General features: G+C 61.1%; 9 protein-coding genes. 7 read left to right on the top strand and 2 right to left on the bottom strand.

What is annotated here, in order from left to right:
• The first annotated feature begins 60 nt into the window (after window positions 1–60).
• The 6 genes from ACTQW0_RS01260 to ACTQW0_RS01235 all read left to right on the top strand — a co-directional run bounded on the left by ACTQW0_RS01260 (window position 61) and on the right by ACTQW0_RS01235 (window position 12,763).
• A complete protein-coding gene (locus ACTQW0_RS01260) occupies window positions 61–2,943 on the top strand; it encodes a proton-conducting transporter transmembrane domain-containing protein (RefSeq protein ID WP_441566558.1) in 2,883 nt (960 codons plus the stop codon).
• Between the two features lie 12 nt (window positions 2,944–2,955).
• Complete coding sequence (locus tag ACTQW0_RS01255) at window positions 2,956–3,549, top strand: NADH-quinone oxidoreductase subunit B family protein (protein WP_441566556.1); 594 nt, start codon at window positions 2,956–2,958, stop codon at window positions 3,547–3,549.
• On the top strand, window positions 3,549–4,265 hold the full coding sequence (locus tag ACTQW0_RS01250; RefSeq protein ID WP_441566554.1) for an NADH-quinone oxidoreductase subunit C: 717 nt from the start codon (window positions 3,549–3,551) through the stop codon (window positions 4,263–4,265). Before ACTQW0_RS01255 ends, ACTQW0_RS01250 begins: the two co-directional genes overlap by 1 nt.
• A gap of 5 nt (window positions 4,266–4,270) precedes the next feature.
• Window positions 4,271–5,359: a hydrogenase large subunit gene (locus ACTQW0_RS01245; RefSeq protein WP_441566552.1), complete on the top strand. Its 1,089-nt coding sequence runs from the start codon at window positions 4,271–4,273 to the stop codon at window positions 5,357–5,359.
• 7 nt (window positions 5,360–5,366) lie between these two features.
• Window positions 5,367–5,708, top strand: coding sequence for a 4Fe-4S dicluster domain-containing protein (locus ACTQW0_RS01240; protein ID WP_441566550.1), 342 nt, complete (start codon window positions 5,367–5,369; stop codon window positions 5,706–5,708).
• Between the two features lie 719 nt (window positions 5,709–6,427).
• Window positions 6,428–12,763 (top strand): Spy0128 family protein, encoded by a 6,336-nt coding sequence (locus ACTQW0_RS01235; RefSeq protein ID WP_441566548.1) that lies wholly within the window; start codon window positions 6,428–6,430, stop codon window positions 12,761–12,763.
• Window positions 12,764–13,368: 605 nt separating this feature from the next.
• On the opposite strand, the gene ACTQW0_RS01230 is transcribed toward ACTQW0_RS01235, so the two are convergent.
• Both ACTQW0_RS01230 and ACTQW0_RS01225 read right to left on the bottom strand, forming a co-directional pair.
• Window positions 13,369–13,998 carry a response regulator gene (locus tag ACTQW0_RS01230; RefSeq protein WP_441566546.1) on the bottom strand — a complete coding sequence of 210 codons (630 nt, stop codon included), beginning with the start codon at window positions 13,996–13,998 and terminating at the stop codon, window positions 13,369–13,371.
• Window positions 13,995–15,140, bottom strand: a complete 1,146-nt coding sequence (locus ACTQW0_RS01225) for a sensor histidine kinase (RefSeq protein WP_441566544.1) — start codon at window positions 15,138–15,140, stop codon at window positions 13,995–13,997. The genes ACTQW0_RS01230 and ACTQW0_RS01225 overlap by 4 nt, the downstream gene beginning before the upstream one ends.
• Before the next feature lie 166 nt (window positions 15,141–15,306).
• Here ACTQW0_RS01225 and ACTQW0_RS01220 point away from each other — a divergent pair, with 166 nt between their 5' ends.
• Window positions 15,307–16,245 carry an ATP-binding cassette domain-containing protein gene (locus ACTQW0_RS01220; protein ID WP_441566542.1) on the top strand — a complete coding sequence of 313 codons (939 nt, stop codon included), beginning with the start codon at window positions 15,307–15,309 and terminating at the stop codon, window positions 16,243–16,245.
• Window position 16,246 lies beyond the last annotated feature (1 nt).

The raw sequence follows: 16,246 nt of genomic DNA, 5'->3' as shown, positions 1-16,246 counted from the left end.
CCCCCAATTTGAGCTATAACGTTAAATAATTGCAGCGTTTTTGCATGGGGGAGTGATGGTATGACGCTACTGTATTTCCTTACCCTGTTTCCGCTGGTACCGGCGATGGGCATGCTGCTCGCGCGCAGTGACCGAGCCCGCGATGCGGTAGGGCTTGTGGGCTCCGGCATTATTATGGTGGTGACCGTTGTAGTCGCCGTCTTATTTTTTGGCACGGGTCCGCAGGGCTTTGAGGTTGCCCCCGGCACCTCGCATGTGCTCTCGATCATCAGCTCCGTCATCGACGTAATTCTGTGCGCCGTCATCCTGTACAACGCGTTCAAATATAGGAACGCGCTTACCGGTGTGCTCGGCGTGGTGCAGCTGGTGGGTTCGGTTGCCTTCGCTGCCATGACGCTGCCCACGGCCGAGGTCGTCACCGCCACGCCGCTCTACCTGGACTATATGAGCGTGATCATGGTGCTCGCCGTTGGCATTGTCGGCAGTCTGATCTGCGTGTATGCCCTGGGCTACATGAAGGACTTCCAGGCGCACGATGAGCACGAGGCCGCGCTGCGTGGGCAGACCGCGCCCGACCGACGCCCGCAGTTCCTGGCGCTTATGTTCCTGTTCCTTTCGGCCATGTTCGTCATCGTGACGAGCGACAACCTGGAGTGGCTGTTCTGCGGCTGGGAAATCACCACCGTGTGCTCGTTTCTTATGATTGGCTATACGCGCACGCCCGAGGCCATCAAAAACGCCTTTACCCAGATCATCCTCAACATGCTGGGCGGCATCGCGTTTTTGGCGGGCCTTATGTTCCTGCACGTCAACGGCGTACCGCTGACCATCTCGGGCATGATCGAGCTTTCCGGCGCCGGAACCGCGCAATCCGCGCTGCTGGTGCTGCCGGTCGTCTTGCTGTCGATCGCCGCGCTTACCAAGGCCGCACAGATGCCGTTCCACACCTGGCTGCTCGGCGCCATGGTCGCCCCCACGCCCACGAGCGCCCTGCTGCACTCGTCCACCATGGTCAAGGCCGGCGTGTTTTTGATGGTCAAGCTGAGCCCGCTGTACGCCACCTATCCCGTGACCGGCTTTATGGTCACGAGCGTGGGCGCCATCACGTTTTTGCTCGCCGCCCTCATGGCCATCTCGCAGAGCAATGCCAAGCGCGTGCTCGCGTACTCCACCATTTCCAACCTGGGCCTCATCAGTGCCTGCCTGGGTGTCGGCGCGCCCGAGGCCGTGTGGGCCGCCATCTTCTTGATCTTGTTCCATACGGTGGCAAAGTCGCTGCTGTTCCTGTGCGTGGGCACGGCCGAGCATCATATCGGCAGCCGCAATATCGAGGACATGGACGGCATGTTCAGCCGCATGCCGCACCTGACGCGCCTGATGATGCTGGGCATCATGGGCATGTTCGTGGCGCCGTTTGGCATGCTCGTGTCTAAGTGGGGCGCCCTGGTGGCGTTTGCGCAGACCGGCAATGTGCTCATGATCATGGTGCTGGCCTTTGGCTCGGCCGCGACGTTCTTCTTCTGGGGCAAGTGGCTCGCCAAGCTCTCGGGCGTGGATTCTACGGCCGAAAACGTGGAGGGCAATGTCCATAAGACCGAATGGATAGCGCTCAACACTATCGCCGCGCTGCTGATTCTGTGCTGTGTAGCGTTCCCGATTATCTCGAGCGGTCTGGTGTCGCCTTACTTGGCCATGGTGTTTGGCCGCGTTCCGTATGTTATTGGCAAGGATGCCATGTATCTAATGGTGGTTATCGTGGCTTTTATCGCCGTGGTGCTGCTGACTTCATTCCGCGTGAGCAACAAACCGCACGTAAACGTATATCTTTCGGGCGTGGGAACCGACAATTACCGTCATTTCCGCGGCTCGATGGGACACGAGGTGAAGGCCGAAAAGCGCAATTGGTACCTGGAGGACGCCCTTGGCGAGAAGCGTATTGGCCCCGCGGGCAGCATCGTGTGCTGTGGCATCATTCTGTTCGCGCTGCTATGCTGCGCATGGATTGGTCCCGATACGCTCGCCATGGGCGAGCCCTCGGTGCTGCGCGGCAAGTATTTCGAAGGCTCGGGTGTCGTAGGCATCTTTATAGGCACCGTGGCGTTTGCCCTGCTGGCGCCTTTGGTTGGTGGCCTGATCGACGGCATCGACCGCAAGCTGTCCGCCCGCATGCAGGGCCGCGTGGGACCGCGTCTGCTGCAACCGTTCTACGATGTAGCCAAGCTCCTGCGCAAAGCCCCTGCCAGCGTAAACACCGTGGACGATACTTACATGGCGTGCGCGCTCGTCTTTACCGTGGTGGGCGGCGGCATCTTTGTGTCGGGTTCCAACACACTGTTATGCGCCTTTATGGTTACCCTCGCTGCGATCTTTGTGGTGCTGGCGTCCTCCTCGACGCAAAGCCCGTTTGCCCAGGTCGGCGCCGACCGCGAGCTGCTGCAGGTCATGAGTTACGAGCCCGCCGTTTTGCTGATGAGTGTGGGCCTGTACCTTGCCACCGATAGTTTCGATTCCATCGCCGTGACGGGGCAGTCGGCCCCCATTATCGTGTACAGCGCGCCCATCTTCCTCGCGCTGCTCGCGGTGCTTACCATCAAACTGCGCAAGTCGCCGTTCGATCTTTCGTACTCGCATCACGCGCATCAGGAGATCGTCCAGGGCGTCGCCACCGAGATGAGCGGCACCACGCTGGCCAAGATGACCCTTATGCACTGGTGCGAGACCGTGCTGTTTTTGATGTGGGTGGGCATGTTCTTTGTTTGGGACAACCCGGCGAGCTGGGTCGTCGCCCTGGTCGTTATGGTCATGACGTATTTTGTCGAGGTACTGATCGATAACACCTTCGCCCGTAGCACCTGGCGCAGCTGCTTTAAGCTCGGCTGGGGCGTGGCGCTGGTGTTTGGCCTGCTCAACCTTATGCCCATCCTCATCGACGTGTTTATTTAGGAGGCGGCATCCATGGATCATAAAATGTCGCGCTCGCCGTGGGTTATTCATTACGACGGCTCGAGCTGCAACGGATGCGATATCGAGGTGCTGGCCTCGCTCACGCCGCTGTTCGATGCGGAGCGCTTTGGCGTGGTCAACACCGGCAACCCCAAACATGCGGACATCTTTTTGGTGACGGGGTCGGTCAACGCCCAGAACTTGCCCGTCGTGCGCCAGATCTACAACCAGATGCTCGAGCCCAAGTGCGTGGTGGCGTGCGGCATCTGCGCGTGCTCGGGCGGCGTGTTCCGCGATGCGTACAACGTGATCGGTGGCGTGGATCGCGCAATTCCCGTGGATGTGTACGCGCCCGGATGTGCCATTCGCCCCGAGACGGTGATCGACGCCATTGTGGAGGCGTGCGGCATCCTGGACCAGAAGGAGGCCGTGATGCGCGCCGGCGGCGACCCGCTTACCGTGGGCGGTGCCGCTACCTGGGATGGCGGCGTTGATCTGGGCGAGGACGGATTTGTGGCCCCGGCTGAGGCCGGCGACGCGCCCGCCGCTGGCGACGCACCTGCTGGGACGCCCGCCGCGTCCGCCGCTGCAAGGGGGGCCGAGTAATGCAAAAGGCAATCTATACCACCGTCGAGCTCGATGCACTGCTGTCGCATGTCCAGGCGCTCAAGGGTGCCGGTGCCCGCTTTGTACAGATGCACGCCGAGCGCAACGTGGACGACGGCACGTATCGCTTGGTCTATACGTTCATCAACGTTCGTGCTGCCCAGGAGCAGATCGCGCAGGACGGCAGCTATGCGATTGAGAACCTGGTGGTTGAGGGCATCGACCAGTACCAGGAGATTCCGTCCATCAGCTCGTACTACCCTGCGGTGTTCCCATTTGAAAATGAGGCACACGACCTGTTTGGGCTTGCCATTACCGACATGCAGATTGACTTTAAGGGCTTTTTCTACCAGGTCTCGACTGCCGAGCCCATGAGCGTCATCACGCCCGAGGTTAAGGCTGCGCGCGAGAAGGCCATGAAGGTCCGTGCCGCTGCCGAGGCCAAGGCGCGCAAGGCCGCGGCCGAGAAGGCCGCCGCTGCCGCGGCTGCTGCAGGGGAGGGCGCTGCGAGCGTCGGCGATGCCGCGGGCGCCACTGTTCAGCCCACTGCGGCTGCCGGCTCCGATGCTCAGCATGACGAGGCTGCCGCCAAGGCCGCGCTCAAGGCTGCCGAGATGGAGGCAAAGCTCGCCGCCATGGATCCCGAGAAAGCGGCCAAGGTTCGCGCGGCGCTTGCCGCCAAAGCCGCCCGCGATAAGCAAAAAAAGGAGGCGTAAGGTCCATGGCACATCGCTCCGTTATTCCGTTTGGCCCGCAGCACCCGGTGCTGCCCGAGCCGCTTCACCTGGACCTGGTGCTCGAGGACGACCGCGTTATCGAGGCAATTCCGCAGATCGGCTTTGTGCACCGCGGACTCGAGAAGCTCACCGAAAAGCGTGACATGCACCAGTTTGGCTACATCGCCGAGCGCATCTGCGGCATTTGCGCCGTGGGTCACAGCTGCGGCTATGCCAGCGCCTGCGAGCGCATGCTCGATATCGAGGTGCCTGGCCGCGTGCGGTATATTCGCACCATTTTGCACGAGCTTTCGCGCATTCACTCGCACCTGCTGTGGCTGGGCCTGCTCGCCGATGCCTTTGGCTTCGAGGCGCTGTTCTATCGTTCGTGGACCCTGCGCGAGCAGATTCTCAAGATCTTTGAGAGCACGTGTGGCGGTCGCGTGATTCTGTCGATTAACGAGATCGGCGGCCTTAAGCACGATATCGAGGACTCCGAGCTGTCGGGCATTGTCCAGACGCTCGACGCCATGCGCCCCGACTACGAGGCCCTGGTGCATACCTTTTTGGACGACAACAGCTGCGGCGAGCGCCTGCATGGCGTGGGCGTGATCAGCAAGAAAGACGCGCTGGAGCTTTCGATGGTCGGTCCGTTTGGGCGCGCCTCGGGCGTGGATTACGACGTGCGCATGTTTGGCGATGGTGCCTATGCGGACCTGGCTGCGTTTGAGCCCATCGTTGCTACCGATGGCGATTGCTATGCCCGCTGCCAGGTGCGTTGCGCCGAGGTCACGCAGGCCATGGACATCATTAAGGAGCTTGTGGGCAAGATTCCGCACGACGGCATCGGCGGGCGTACCAAGCTTACGCCAGCCGATGGCGCGCGCGGCGAGGTTGTGATTGAGCAACCGCGCGGCGAGGCGTATTACTATGTGCGCGGCAACGGCACCAAGAATCTGGACCGTTTCCGCGTGCGCACGCCGACGTCGCAAAATCTGGCGGGTCTGACGCATGCGCTGCAGGGCGTGCTCATTGCCAACGTGCCCATGATTATCCTGACCATCGACCCCTGCATTAGTTGCACGGAAAGGTAGGCGCGGCATGAGTTTGATGACATTTGCCAAGACGGCCTTGGGCTCTATGGTCAAGCAGCCGGTCACGGTGTGCTATCCGCAGGAGGAGCTGGCGGCGCCCGAGCGCCTGCGCGGGCATATCGTCAACGATATGGACGTGTGCATCTGCTGCGGTATGTGCGCGCGTCGCTGCCCGGCGGGCGCGCTTGCGGTCGATCGCAAGGGTGGTATCTGGTCGATCGATCCGTATGCTTGTGTGGTGTGCGGCGAGTGCATCGAAAGCTGCCCTAAGCACTGTCTGAGTATGGACACCACCCGCACCCCGGTTGCGGCGGACAAGACTCCCACGGTAGAAACCAAGCCGGAGTAGCACTGGAATAGAGCTGGAATAGGGGCCGGTGGGGCAAAAATGCCCCGCCGGCCCCGCGCTTAAACGCGCGGTTAGGCTGCCGCTAACAAAACTATGCCGGTTTACGGGGCTGGATAGCGAACCTCCGACCATACAGATAATTGCAAAAACAAAACCGCAGGTAGACAGCCTGCCGTTTTCCAAAAAATGAAGGTATGGATGAGGGTCTCGACTTTAGCTCCGTAATCCGGCATGGTTTTGAAATGGCACCATATCCGTAACAGCCTTTGATCTCCCGTGGACGGAGGAAAACGGACCATTTTGGCCTTGCGAGGGCTGCCGCGCGACCCGTCTGCCACGAAATGGGCCCATCTACTACGTTTAAGCCGCTACCCTCAACCATGCCAAAAAGCGCGAAAACGAAACCGCAGGTAGAACGCCTGCGGTTTTTCATGAAACGCGGTTGTGGTCAGGGGCATCGGGTTAAACATAGTAGATAGGCCAGTTTCGTGGCGAGCACCACCAATTGATCCCCCGGGGACGGAGGAAAACGGGTTCTTTTGCCCCGTCCATCTTGAGTCGCACCCGTTTTCCTGCGAAAACGCTCGTGTCTCAACTATGGTGAGACATTTGTCTCACGCTCAAAACCGAATCTGGAACGTGTGTCACCTGCTCAAATTGTGTCTCATTCCGTAACTTGAGGCTGATGCAAGGCCTGAGTCTGCGAGAAGGGAGACGCGATGGGTAAGTACACGAGGGGTCTCTTGGCGGTGATGCTGGCCGTAGTGCTGGTATTGCCGGCTGCGGCATTTGCCATGCTGCCCGAGGCCAACGCCAGGTCCAGCACCGGAATGGATGGACCGACAATGACCGGAAAGGTCGTCGATCCCGATACCAGCGGCCGCTGGGAAATCTGGGCGGCTGGCCATAGCGGCAATAAAGTATCGACCCAACACGTCGGCCGAATCTGGACCGACAAGACGGTCAAGGCAACCGAGAAAAACGAGGAGTCGGATTTTCTGACTACGCTTTCGGCCATGTCCTCGACGTCCAATTCAACCGTGACGGTTACTACGCCGCTCGACATCGTGATGGTGCTGGATGCCTCTGGCTCGATGGATGGTGAGATGGGCGGTGGAGATTCCACCAAGCGTATCGATGCACTGGAGAGCGCTGCCAGCAGCTTCATCGACACCATTGCCAAACAAAACGAGGGTATCGAGGGCGTGGATAGGCAGCATAAGGTTGCAATCGTTAAGTTCGCGGGCAAGAAGTCCGACAATATCGGCAACGGGACGTATCGTGACGGAGAACACACCTACAATTACACGCAGGTAATGAAAGGCCTGACCGATTGCTCCGGCGGCAACGTGAAAGCTCTTAAGGATAGGATTGCCCAGATTACACCCGCTGGTGCAACGCGCGCCGACAATGGCCTGCAGCTGGCAGAGGGCATCACTTCTGGTCGCGTGGACGCCAAGAAGATTGTTGTGTTCTTTACCGACGGCACGCCGACAAGCTTCAGCGAGTTCAATCCGGATGTCGCTAACGCTGCCGTAACGGCCGCCAAGAGCATGAAGGACAGCAAGGCTACCGTTTATACTATCGGCATCTTTGATGGCGCGGATCCCAAAGCCAGCGTCCAGGATTCGAAGACAAGCCAAGAGAACAAGTTCATGCAGGCCGTTTCGAGCAACTACCCCAATGCCACGAAATGGAATTCTCACGGAACGCGTGCGGAAAACTCCGACTACTACAAGTCGGCGACCAATGCCGAAGAGCTCAAGAAGGTCTTCGACGACATCTCGCAGGCCATCACATCGGAGGCGCCTTATCCGACCGAAATCCATAAGGGCTACGACGAGACCAAGTCCGGCTACATCACGTTTACCGACGAGCTGGGCGACTTTATGCAGGTTGATGGATTTACCGAAGTCGTCATTAACGGCACGCCGTTTACCAAGGCGAGCAAGACGGTCAATAAAGAAACCAATAACGACACCTACGAGTTCACCGGCAAGGCAAAAGACCTGCTCATTACCGTGCAGCGTGCCGGCGATGACAATCCCCAGAAGGGCGATATCGTAACGGTCAATATTCCTGCGTCGTTGATTCCGCTGAGTCACTTTAAGACCGTAGACGGCAAGCTTTCGGTCGACAACGTTAAGCCCATCCAGGTGAAGTATGCTTCGAGCGTGAAGAGTGTTGCGCTCGACAACCTATTTACGCCTGAGGAGGTCACGGGGCTCAAGGCTTACATCGAAAAGAATACGACCGTTGCCGACGATGGCACCAAGACCGTGAACTTCTACGCGAACAAGTGGGAGACCGGCGCGTTGGGTAATACGGTTGCGACCTTTGAGCCGGCCGACACCAACCGCTACTACTACTTCCAGAAACAGACCCCAATTTACACGGACAAGGACTGCACGCAGCCTGCAAAGAATTCGCTGGCAGATACCGGCACCTATTACTACAAGGATGAGTTTGAGGAGCAGGGCGAAAACGATGAGGCCAAGCCCGCCTCTGCCGTCATCGAGTTTATCGGCGGCGACGCTGCGAAGTTTGACGGCGCTATTGTTGCTGACGAGGACGGCAGCCTTTCGTTTAGCGTGGGAACCGCGCGCCTAGCCTTTATCGACGAGCTCCACACCACCAAGGAGAGTGTGGGCGGCAACAACACTGGTACCGCGACCGACGTTCTTAACCCCAAGTGGAACAACGTGTCCGCCAAGGCGACCGCGACGCATGTCAATTCCTACCTGGGCAACAACGGCAAGATCAGCTTTAACGTGACGCCGACAACGGTGGATACCAAGGCCAGCTTTGGCCTGACCAAGGTGCTCGAGGGCCGCGATTGGACGGATGCGGACGAGTTTAAGTTTGAACTCTCCGCAACGTCCGAGAATGACGCCCCGATGCCCGCACACGCGACCGCGACCGTGACCAATGACGACCTGGACGACAATGGCAAGGCAGCTATCGACTTCGGCGAGATCACCTGCAACAAGCCGGGCGAGTACACCTATGAGGTCCGCGAGGTCAAGGGCGGCGCCGGTGGCATCACCTACAGCGAGAACGTTGCCACGTTCAAGGTGACCGTGGCGGTTAAGGCCACGGGTGGGCTTAAGGCTGACGTTGAAAAGATCTCGGGCAAGACCGAGTTCAAGAACACCTATAGCGCCAAGACGGAAACCCCGCTGACCCTTGAGGCAACCAAGACGCTCACGGGACGCCCGATGGCCGATGACGAATTTAAGTTTGCGCTGAGCTATGCGGGGCACGACGAGGTTCTGCTGGATGCAACCAACAAGGGCGGCAAGGTTGAGTTCGGGCCGCTGACGTACACGACCGAGTCGCTTGCCAAGCTGGTCGAGGAGGGCAAGGCGTCGGTTGATGCTAGCTCCGACAAGCCCACGTGGACCATTCGCTACATTGCTGCCGAGCAGACCGGAAAGCTGCCTGCGGGCGTGAGCGCCACCGTGTCGGCAATTGACGCATGTGTAACCGTTGTCGACAACGGCGATGGTACCCTGACGGCGACGGCTGTCTACGGCGATGCCGGCAACGAGTTTGTGAACACCTACACTGCCGCGCCTGTCGAGGCATCGCTTGTGGGCAAGAAGAATCTGCAGGTTCCTGATGGCTTGACCCCGGCTGACATTGCCGGCAAGTTCACCTTTACCGTGACCGGTGAAGAGGGCGCACCCATGCCCGCGAACGCGAGCGTGACCAATGATGCCAAGGGCAAGGTCGACTTTGGCAAGATCACCTTTACGCTCGACGACCTTAACAAGGCTCTGGGCGAGAAGCCCGAGAAGCGCGAGCGCACCTTTACCTACACCGTGACCGAGTCCGGTGAGGTCGCTGGCGTGACCAACGACGCCGAGACTTCGCGTACGGTTTCCTTCACCGTGACTGATGACGGCGAGGGTACTCTGAGGGTGTCCCGCAAGCCGGACGGCGATGCGGCATTTACGTTCACCAATACCTATAGCGTGACGCCCGTCGAGACGCGCGTCACCGACCAGATCACCGCGACCAAGGTTCTGGACGGCCGCGGCCTCAAGGCTGGCGAGTTCAGATTCGAGCTCGTCGAGGGCGAGGGCGAGGACGCCAAGGTCGTCGCCACCGGCACCAACAATGCCGAAGGCAAGATCACGATGAACGCCGTGAAGTACGACAAGCCCGGCAAGCACACCTACACACTGCGCGAGGTCAACGGCGGAACCACCAGCAAGGGCGTCACTTACAGCAACGCCAAGTACACCGTTGAGACCACCATCACCGACAACGGCGACGGTACCCTCAAGGCCGAGCATGTCCTGAAGGACGACGTCAAGGCTGCAACTTTCGAGAACGCTTACAGCGTGACCCCGCTCGACACAGAGCTCGACTTTGGCCTGAGCAAGGCCATCGACGGTCGCGACTGGACGGATGCAGACAAGTTCAGCTTTACCATCACGGCCTCCGAGGGCACCCCACTGCCCGACCCGGCAACCGTAACCGTGACCAAGCAGGATGCTGACAACGAAGGCATCGCCGCCATCAAGTTCGGCAAGATCCACTACACGGCTGCCGGAACCTACAAGTACGAGATCCGCGAGAACGCGGGCAGCGCGGTCGGTATGACGTATGACGCGCATGTCGCAACCGCCGAAGTGACCGTGACCGAGAACGGCGACGGCACCCTGACCTCCAACGTCACCACGAAGGAAAGCGGCCGCTTCACCAACACGTACCGCTCTGAGCTCGATTACACCGCGGCCGGCGGCCTCAAGCTCAGCAAGAGCCTCTCCGGACGTCCCATGACCGAGGGTCAGTTCACCTTTACCGTGACGCCTGCCGACGAGGCTTCGGCCATCGCGCTCGGCCTGCACGAGGGCGCCAACGTGTACAAGTCCCCTGCAACGGCAGAGGCAACGGTTGGCCTGATCGACATCCTGGCTGGCCATGAGGTCAAGTTTACGCAGGCTGACGCGGGCAAGACCTTTACATACACCGTTGCCGAGAAGAACGATGGCCAGCCCGGTTACACCTACGACGAGGCCGTACGCACCGTGACGATCGCTATCGCCGACGATGGCGCTGGTACGCTCACCGCTACGACGACCGTTTCTGGCGGACCCAATGGCACGCCGGTGGCGGTCCACAAGAGCGGCGAGAATAAGGTCGAGAGCGCCGTGGTCCCGTTCGCCAACAGCTACCACGCATCGACCGATAACCCGGGCGGCGAGCTTGCGCAGATTGTCGCCACCAAGACCCTGACCGGTCGTCCGCTGGCCAACGGCGAGTTCTACTTTGGCATCGCCTATGCGGGCGAGACGGAAGCCATTGACGGCACTGTGGCGACCAACATCAACGGCCAGGTGAGCTTTGGCGCGCTGCATTACACGACCGAGATGCTTGCCGACCTGGTAAACGCCAAACGCGCCATCCGTACCGACACGGATGCCAAGCTTGCGTGGACTATCAACTACACGGCGTTTGAGTACACGTCCCCGCTCGCAGCAAAGGGTATTACTGCCGCGAAGTCGAGCTTTAGCTTTAAGGTCATCGTCGTCGACAACGGCGACGGCACTCTGACGGCGAAGCCTGACTACGGTGGCGTCGAGCCCGTGTTCGAGAACGTCTACGGCGCCGATGCCGTTGACGCCGCGCTCGCCGGCGCCAAGAAGCTCCAGGCTGCCGAGGGCCTGACCCCGGCCGATATCACGGGTAAGTTCACCTTTACCGTGACCGCCGATGAGGCGGGCACCCCGATGCCCGAGCGCACGACCGCAACCAACGACGCGGCCGGCAACGTGGACTTTGGCAAGATCCACTTTACGCTCGAGGACCTCAACCGCGCCTTGGGCGTGACGGATGATGCGACCGATAAGGCCGAGGCAGACGAAGCTGACGAAGCCGAGGCCGACGAGGCAGAGGCTGAAGAGGCCGACGCTGACGCCAATGCCGACGAGTCCGGCGGCGAGTCCGAGCCCGCAGCCCCCACCGCCCCGCGTTCGCACACCTTTGCCTACACGGTGACCGAGTCCGGTAGCGCCCCTGGCGTGACCAACGACGCCAACGCCACGCGTAAGGTTTCCTACACCGTGACTGACGACGGTGCCGGACATCTGAAGGTCGTGCGCGAGGGTGACGACGGCGCTGCCTTCACGTTCACCAACACCTACAGCGTGACGCCTACCGATTCTGTGGTGACCGATCAGGTCAAGACGGTCAAGCGCCTGACCGGACGCGACCTTGCAGCAGGCGAGTTCACGTTTGAGCTGCTCGAGGACGGCGCGGTTGTCGCGACCGGCACCAACGACGCCAATGGCACCGTCGCGCTGAGCCCGATCCGCTACGAGGCACCTGGCGCGCACACGTACATGCTGCGCGAGGCTTGCCCCAACGCGCTCGGCCTGTACAAGGGCGTCACCTATGACGGCACGACCTACACCGTCGTGACCACCGTCTCCGACAACGGCGACGGCACGCTGACCGCGACGCACAAGCTCGAGGGAACTACTGAGTCGGCTGGCTTTACCAACAAGTATCATGCCATGCCCACGCAGGTCTCCATCGGTGCCATCAAGGTGCTCGAGGGACGCGAGCTCAAGAAGGACGAGTTTAGCTTTAAGCTCGTTGGCGAGGACATCGAGTCCACTGTCACCAACGATGCCGATGGCAAGATCAACTTCGACAAGTTCGAGTACGACGAGCCCGGTACGTACGTCTACACCATCAGCGAGGTCAAGGGCGACGAGGCCGGTATGACCTATGACAAGTCCGTCTTTACCGCGACCGTCAACGTGGCCGATGACGGCGAGGGCGACCTCAAGGCGAATGTCGCCTTTACCAAGGGCGACAAGAGCGTCGAGGGCATCGTGTTCAACAACACGTACAAGAAGCCCGAGACGCCCGTGCCGACGCCCGATCCCGGCACGCCCAAGACCGTGACGAACATCGTCAAGACGGTCAAGGGTTTCCTGCCCACCACGGGTGACCAGCAGACCGCCGCACTGCTCATGGCATTTGTTATCGCCATAGCCGGCGTCGGAGCCCTGGTCTGGGGTATCCGTAAACGCTAGGCACGCTGGCGGCGCCCGGGGCCAAAAGGCCCCGGGCGGCCGGCGGGGAGCCAGAACATAGCCCCACCCCCCACCCCCAGCCGCCACGGAGGTATCTCCCACCTCCGTGGCGGCGCTTTTGTGCGTAGGCGAGGAGGGCTCGCCACGAAACCGGCCCATCTACTACGTTTAGTCCCTTACCCCCAACCATGTCAAAAAACGCGAAAACAAAACCGCAGGTAGAACGCCTGCGGTTTTGCTCAAAACGAAGGTATGGTCAGGGGTATCGAGTTAAACGTAGTAGATGGGCCGATTTCGTGGAGCGGTTCCGGCTGATCCCTTGGGGACGGAGGAAAACGGATCATTTTTGGCTTGAAGCGGCTTGCGGAGACACTTGACGTGGCCGCTCGGACAAAACTAGGCCGGTTTACGGGGCTGAGTCACGAGTCCCCAACCATGCTGATATTCGTGAAAATAAAACCGCAGGTAGACGAGCCGTCATTTTACAGAAAACGCGGGTATGGATGGGGGCCCTGAGTTTGGCCCCGTAAACCGGCATAGTTTTGAAATGGCATTAAATCGGTAGCAGACATTTTGTTATGTCGGGGCGATCGGTCTTCGGGCAACTACCCTCGCAGGTAGGCGATGGCGATCTGCGTGCGGTTGCGCAGGCCCATTTTGGCCAGGATTGAGCTGATGTGGTTTCGCACGGTGCCTTCGCCCATATAGGCGGTGGCGGCAATCTCCTTGTTATCGAGGCCGCGGGCAATGAGCTCGGCGACCTCGAACTCGCGGTCGGTCAGGCTGACGAAGGCCGCGGGCCGGCGGGTCGTGCCCACCTCGACGCCCGCCCCATCAAAGTCGACATCCTCGATCGCCTTACCCTCGAGCACGCGTTTGCCGTCCATGACCTGGGCCAACGCCGGCGGGATGGCAGCGACATCGGTTTTGATCAGGTAGCCGCGGGCACCCAGTTTGAGCGCCGACACAATGTACTCGTCATCCGAGAATGTCGTCAGAAACACCACGCGCGCCGCAGGGTCGCACTCAAGGATCTCGCGGGCCGCCGAAAGCCCGTCGCGCCCCGGCATCTGAATGTCGAGCAGCGCGATATCGGGTGCGTGTTCGGCATAAAGAGCCACTGCGTCGTTGCCGTCGGCGCCGGTACCCACCACCTCGATCTGCGGCTGGGCGCCCAGGATTATCTTGAGCGAATCGACCACCAAGCGGTCGTCGTCGACAACGATGAGCCTCATCGGCCCTCATCTCCTTGCTGTTTGGGAACGGTGGCAAACACACGCCAGCCGCCGGTGCCGGCGCGCGGGCCGGCGGTGAAGGTGCCGCCAAGCGCCTCGACGCGCTCGCGCATGGAGCCGAGCCCCATGCCCTCTGCGGTGCCGCGGCCGCTTGCTTGGACCCCGCCCGCGCCATCGTCGGTAACGATGAGCTGGTAAAACGACGGATGCTCCATGCATCGTACGGTGACGGTCTGGGCGCAAGCATGGCGTATGGCGTTGGAAAGCGCCTCGCGCAGGACCGCCGCAAAGCAGTTGGCGACATTTGCGGGCGCATGTTCGGCCAAAACCTCAAGTTCAATCTGCGGCCCGCCATCTGAGCGCGCGCCCTCCACGATGCGCTCGAGCTGTACGGAGAGATTCGCCGCGTTGTCGTTGAGCGCGTGGACGCTCGAGCGCACGAGCTGAAGCGCTTCGTCCACGGTGCGCTTGACGTCAGCGAAGTCGGCGGCGACGCCGGGCTCGTTGGCGTGGACCACGCGTAGGGCCTCGGTTTGCAGCGAGGCGCGCGTGAGCTGGTGCCCCACGTTATCGTGGATCTCGCGTGCGATGCGGGCGCGCTCGGCGAGTGTTGCGAGCTCGACCTCGTAGTCCTGGCGGTCGGCAAGGTCGCGGTTGCGCGCCTCGAGCGCGAGGGCTCGCTCCTGCAACTCGTCGCGGGTGCGACGCATGCGCTCCTGCTCGAGCTCCAGCTGAGCGGTGCGCAGAGACAGCAAGGTGGCGGCGACTGAAAGGATGGCGGTCAACAGCAGCGCACGGGTGGGAAGCGCGCCGGCGTGGGCATATGCGACGAGTGCGCAGACAAAGATGGCGCCGGCGCCCAGCGCGACCCAAACGTGTTCACGGCGCACGTATCGCGCGATGTCATAGAGGGCGAGGGGCGCAAACGGCACAAACGACGGCACAAAGACGGCCACCATAATGTAAGCGTAGCTCGCGGCCTCACCGGCGCGGCGGGCACGTTCGCCTTGCGCAATTTCCGTAAGCGAGGCGACTGCGACGCCAAGACAAAACGCCGCGACCAAGCAAGCATCCACAGCAAGGCCCAGAGCGGCCGCGATACAGCACGCCAGCATGATCGATTTGTCGAATAGCCTGTTCATACGGGTATTGTACGCGATGGTGCGCGCGACGATTGCTCAGGTGCCGCAACCGTGACATTCCTCCCGCCCGCCCCCGCCGCACTCGTGACAAAGCTCACTGGTGCGCGCCGCCCGCACCTGCGATGATGCAATCGTACCGGGCCGAAATCAACAGAAGGGCCGACTCATGACAGACATCGTCCACGTCGAAAACCTCGTCAAGCGCTACGACGATCTTATCGCGCTCGACCACTTTAACCTGAGCATCGCCCCCGGCGAGATCTTTGGCCTGCTGGGCCCCAACGGCTCGGGCAAGACCACGTCCATCAACTGCATTCTGCAGCTGCTCGCCTACGACAAAGGCACCATCGAGTTGTTCGGCGAGCCCATGACGCCCGCCCGCTACGACCTCAAGCGCCGCATCGGCGTGGTGCCGCAGCAGGTGGCGGTGTTCGACGAGCTTACCGTCCGCGAGAACATCGACTATTTCTGCAGCCTCTACGTCAACGACCGCAAACGCCGTCGCGAGCTGGTCGACGAGGCCATCGACTTTGTCGGCCTGGGCGACTTTGCCAAGTTTCGCCCCGGCAAGCTCTCGGGCGGCCTGGCGCGTCGCCTCAACATCGCTTGCGGCATCGCGCACAAGCCCGAGCTCATCTTCTTCGACGAACCCACGGTGGCCGTCGACCCGCAGAGCCGCAATGCCATCCTGGAGGGCATCTGCCGCCTGCGCGACGAAGGCGCCACGGTGGTGTATACCAGCCATTACATGGAGGAAGTCGAGCAGATCTGCAGCCGCATCATGATCATGGACGGCGGGCGCGTGCTGGCGCAGGGCACCAACGACGAGCTCAAGCGCATGATTCAGATGGGCGAGCGCGTGACCGTCGAGGTCGGCGCCGTCGAGCTCGCCACGGTCGAGCGACTGCGCGCCCTCGAGCACGTGCTTTCGGTTGAGCTTTCCGGCGGCGAGCTCGTTTGCACCTGCGAAGCGAGCCCGCACAACCTGGTTGACATCCTCGACACGCTGCGCGCCGCCGATGTGGCGCTCGGCCGCGTGTGGAGCGAGCCGCCGACCCTCAACGACGTGTTCCTCGAGATCACCGGCCGCGAGCTGCGCGACTAGG

Source organism: Collinsella sp. LCP19S3_B7, assembly GCF_052121795.1.
Taxonomy (GTDB): domain Bacteria; phylum Actinomycetota; class Coriobacteriia; order Coriobacteriales; family Coriobacteriaceae; genus Collinsella.
The sequence above is the reverse complement of the archived record's forward strand: the minus strand, read 5'-3'. Positions and strand labels throughout refer to the sequence as shown.